General features: G+C 65.8%; 6 protein-coding genes. 4 read left to right on the forward strand and 2 right to left on the reverse strand.

Annotated elements, in window-relative coordinates:
- Positions 1-328 (forward strand): GTP-binding protein (locus PGX04_RS32405; protein WP_273742235.1); only part of this gene is annotated, 328 nt, incomplete at its 5' end.
- 105 nt (positions 329-433) lie between these two features.
- On the opposite strand, the gene PGX04_RS32410 is transcribed toward PGX04_RS32405, so the two are convergent.
- The gene (locus PGX04_RS32410) at positions 434-844 is read right to left on the reverse strand and encodes an SRPBCC family protein (RefSeq protein ID WP_273742236.1); all 411 of its coding nucleotides are present in this window, start codon (positions 842-844) and stop codon (positions 434-436) included.
- A gap of 139 nt (positions 845-983) precedes the next feature.
- Between PGX04_RS32410 and PGX04_RS32415 the strand changes: the two genes are divergently transcribed.
- Positions 984-1,211 (forward strand): DUF8107 family protein, encoded by a 228-nt coding sequence (locus tag PGX04_RS32415; RefSeq protein WP_273742237.1) that lies wholly within the window; start codon positions 984-986, stop codon positions 1,209-1,211.
- 81 nt (positions 1,212-1,292) lie between these two features.
- Complete coding sequence (locus PGX04_RS32420) at positions 1,293-2,963, forward strand: spermidine synthase (protein WP_273742238.1); 1,671 nt, start codon at positions 1,293-1,295, stop codon at positions 2,961-2,963.
- Positions 2,964-2,994: 31 nt separating this feature from the next.
- On the opposite strand, the gene PGX04_RS32425 is transcribed toward PGX04_RS32420, so the two are convergent.
- Entirely contained in the window at positions 2,995-3,789 is a 795-nt protein-coding gene (locus tag PGX04_RS32425; protein ID WP_273742239.1) for a helix-turn-helix transcriptional regulator, read from the reverse strand.
- A gap of 239 nt (positions 3,790-4,028) precedes the next feature.
- Here PGX04_RS32425 and PGX04_RS32430 point away from each other — a divergent pair.
- Positions 4,029-4,515, forward strand: a 487-nt coding sequence (locus PGX04_RS32430) for a DMT family transporter (protein WP_273742240.1), incomplete at its 3' end; no start/stop codon positions are given.

The following is a 4,515-nucleotide window of genomic DNA, read 5'->3' on the forward strand; positions in this document are numbered from 1 at the left end:
GATCGCCGGCCGCGACGTGAAAGTCGACGTCGCCCAGGCCGGCCCCTCCGTCCGCGCGACCGTTCGCGGGCCGTGGATCGCCGCCCTTCCCGAGGTCCAGCGGGAGCTGTATCGATCCAACCGCCCCGACCTCGAGTGGCACGACGAACACGGCGATCGGCGGACGGAACTCGTCTTCATCGGCACCGATCTCGAGACGCACGAACCGACGCTTCGCTCGCGACTCGAGGAGAGTCTGGTCACCGACGAGGAGTGGGCGCGCGCGGACGAGCTTCCGAACCCGTTCCCCGGTGAGGACGACGAGGACGTCGTTCTTCGCGAACCCTGATACGGTCTGCTGTCCCGATGTACCGGCGCACCCGTCTGGCGGGTCGCGGGTGCGCCGGAACTGACGGAGAGTAGTCCGTATGATACTCGCTCGATTTCGGGCCCGTCAGCCGAGTTCCGTTTCGATCGTGTCGAGCGCCCCCTCGAGTTCCCCGCGGCGTTTCCACGCCGCGATTCGATCGCCGAACGGGAGCGGCGCGGCGAGTTCGACCGCCGATCGGATCGTCACCCGGCTCCGCTCGGCGTCGATGGGCTCGGACTCGAGCCACGTCTCCATGTGCGAAAAGGGGCCGTGTTCGCCCTCCTGCGTGTAGTAGATCGTCCCGTCGCGGTCCTCGAAGCGCAGGGGTAACTCGAGCCCAGGACCGCTGGCGACGACGATCGTAGCGTCCGCTCTCTCGTCGACGGCTTGGACCGTGAAACTCCCCTCGGCCTCGACGATCGCCGCGGGCTCGAGCCACGCCGACAGGGCATCCGGGGAGGCGTCGACGACTCGAGCGACCGTCACCTCGCGCATACCCGACTTCTGCGCCCGAGCTGCTATAAAACCCTGCGCACGGTGGTGCTCTCGTTAGCGGGTTCGATCGCGTCAGTTGACTCCGTTTGGGTTGGCGCGCACGGAAACTGCTAAGTGACAGCCGTCCGCCTCTCGTCGTATGAGCGGTCCCGACGACGAGCGAGACGGAAGCCTGCAAGCCGGCCTCGAGTCGTCCGAGGGCGATCCGCGCGTCCTGCTCGTCCTGAACGCCGTGCTCTCGACGCTGTTCGCCGCGCTGTTCGTCTGGGGCGCGAGCCGACTCGATCTCTTCGTATTTACGCCCACGAGCGTCGCAGCGGTTGCTATCGTCGTCTTTCTCCTCACACACGTCGTCTCTCGCCCCTGAAGCGAAGGGCCATCGCTCGAGTACCGGCGACTGTCGGAGTGAGGCGACAAGTTCTCATCACGGGCTGACTACTGTCCGATAATGAGTGTGCGGCAGCCCTCCGCCTATCGGCCGACGAAGCCCGACGTCGCGGTGTTCGTCTCCGGCGTCACCAGTATGGGCCTCGAGATACTTGCGGGCCGGATCATCGCCCCCCAGTTCGGCAGCAGCATCTACACCTGGGGGAGCATCATCACCGTCTTCCTCGCCGCGCTGAGCCTGGGCTACTGGCAGGGTGGGAAGCGAGCGGAAACGGCATCGAACCGTCGAATGATCTGGATCCTGCTCGGGACGGCGGCCTACGTCGCCATCGTGGTCTACGGGAGCGGCCAGCTGTTGCTCTCGGCGTCGGCGATGCCGCTGCCGGCCCGGTACGCCTCGCTTCCGGCCGTGCTCATCCTCTTCGGACCGCCGACCTACCTGCTGGGCTTTATCAGTCCCTACGCGGCCGAACTCTCCGAGAAGAAGGGAATCGGCGAAGCGTCGGGGCACGTCTACGCGCTCGGTACCATCGGCAGCATCGTCGGCGCGGGTGCGACGACGTATTTCCTCATTCCGACGCTCGGCATCGATATGATCGGGCTCCTGTTCGGGCTCGTTCTCGTCGGAACTGCGTTCGCGCTCACGCTCCCCGACCTCTCCCCGAGGCCGGCGGCGGCGAGCGTCGCCATCGCGCACCTGCTCGTCGTCGCGGCCGGCACCGTGCCGGTGACGTTCGACCACCGCGGCGACGTCGTCTACCAGACCCAGACGGCCTACCAGGAACTCGAGGTCATCGACGACGGCGACGTCCGGAAGCTGTATCTGGACGACGCCCGCCACAGCGCGATGGATCTCGACGATCCCGACCGGCACGTCTTCGAGTACACGCGATATTTCCACCTACCGATGTTGATGGCCGACGATCCCGACGAGGTCGAGAACGTGTTGTTCATCGGCGGGGGCGGCTATACCGGGCCAAAGGACTTCGAACGGAAATACGATGTCGACGTCGACGTGGCCGAACTCGATCCCGCGGTGACGCAGGCCGCGAAGGACTACTTCCGCCTCGAGGAGGGTGAGAACATGACCGCCCACACGGAAGACGGACGCCGGTTCCTCCGGGATACCGACGAGACATACGACCTGATCATCCTCGACGCCTATCAGAAGGATCAGGTCCCGATCCACCTGACGCAGCTGGGGTTCATGGACCTGGCAGAGGAGCGTCTCTCCGATGACGGCGTCTTCCTCGCGAACGTCATCGCCTCGCCCAGCGGGGCCGGCTCCGAGTTCTACCGGGCGCAGTACAAGACGATCGACGAGGCATTCGCGTCGACCTACAGCTTCCGTACCTCGAACACGGGTTCGGTCCAGAACATCGAAGTGGTCGCGACGAAAGCTGACACCGACTTCACCGAAGCCGAGCTCGCCGAGCGAAACGAGCGCCGCGACGTGGGGATCGACCTGAGCGGCGAGATCGACGCCTACATGGACGAACCCAGGACCGACGACGTGCCGGTATTGACCGAGGATCACGCGCCCGTCGAGAACCTCCAGGCGTCGACGGTGGGCCAGGAGTACGTCATCGAACAGACCGAGGAGGAAGAGGAGACGCAGCCGGAACCCGCGTCGATCGGGACGGGATCGGAACCGCTCGCGCTCGCACGGCCCGCACCGGTGCTCGAGTCGGTGCTAGCCGACCCGGCACAGACCAAGCCGGTTCCGACGTAGCGCTCCACCAGACGCCGCTTTCGATCGATCCTCAGTCGGACAGCGTCTCGGCCTCGAGCGGCGTCGCCGTCCGCCAGTAGTGGTCCAGCGAGTCCTCGGCCCACGAGCGCACGGCGGAGTCGTCGGTGTCGACGGAGGCCCGAAGGATGCCGTTCTCGTCGCGCAAGAGCAGGTAGACGACGTCGTCGACGATCATTATCGCGATCGGGACGCCCTCCTCGCGAACTCTGATGTCGGCGTCCTCGGCCGCGAGCAGGGCCTCGAGCTGGTCTCGAAGGTCCGACTCGTCGGCCAGCGCGTCGATCGCGCTTCGGCCGAAGACCCCTCTGAACCGCTGGTCGCCGGCGGTCACGCGCTCTCGAACCACGCGAAGCGTCTGTTCGTTGAACGTGTGGGAGAACGTCCGGACGTCGTCACCGTCACGGATGAAATCGAGCAACCGACTCAGCGGCGCGTTCGGCCGCGTCGCACTGGGGACCGTGATCGCGGCGTCCGAGAGCCGCCGAAGATCGAAATCCATCGCGTGCGTCGGCAGGTAGTCCACGATATCGCGGAGCTTTCCCTCCGTCTCGAGGATCTCCTGTAAGTCGGTGAACCCCGCTGCGACGAGTCGACCCGTGGCGGTCGCGACGTACTCGCTGCCGTCGTGTCTGATCCACGATCGATCCTCGAAGTCGCCGAGAATCCGCCCCAGCGTCGCCTGTGAAGCGCCAGTCGCGGCCGCCAGCTCGTTGCGCGTGTGTCGTCCCTCCGCCAGTAGTCCGAGCACCTCGACGCGGTTCGCCGAGAGCGCGAGGAACTCGATCTCCTCGAGCGCCGATTCCATACGGCCACTCCGGGTCGCCGCGGGAAATCGTTTTCGTAGCGTGAAAGACTTTCACGGTCTGGCGGTCTATCGCGGGGCCCAACTATTTCCCCCGCCCGCCGAACTTTCTTCCCGTGAAATAATTTCTGAACGAAACTATATACCCGGCTCTCTTACGGTAGTATACGATGATTCTCGCTATTCACGCGTCGGCCGATATCGAGTCGACGCACGCGGTTCGTTCGGGGGTGACGGCGTAGATGGTCTCTCGTCGCACCGCGGTCTTCTTCGCCCTCTCGAGTCTGTTCTTCGGCGGGACGTTCGTCGCTGCGAAGGCCGGACTCGCCTACTTCCCGCCGCTGTTGTTCGTCGCCCTTCGGTTCGACGTCGCCGCCGTCGTCATGCTGGCGTACGTCGGTCTGACATCGTCCCGGTCGGAGCTGCTTCCGCGGACGCGCGGTGACGTCGGGGCCATCCTCGCGACCGGCGTGCTCGCGATCGGCCTGACGAACGCGCTGTTGTTCGTCGGCCAGCAGTACGTCACCAGCGCCGTCGCCTCGATCGTGTACAGCCTCAATCCGATCATGACCCCGGTGTTCGCCGCGTTCTTGCTCTCCGACGAGCGCCTCTCTCCGCGCGGTGCGGCCGGCATGGGACTCGGCCTGCTCGGGGTCGGCCTCGTCGTGAGCCCGGACCCCGTGAACCTGCTGGGCGGTGCCGTCGGCAAGGGGATCCTCTTCGTCGGCG

Source organism: Natrinema soli (genome assembly GCF_028618695.1).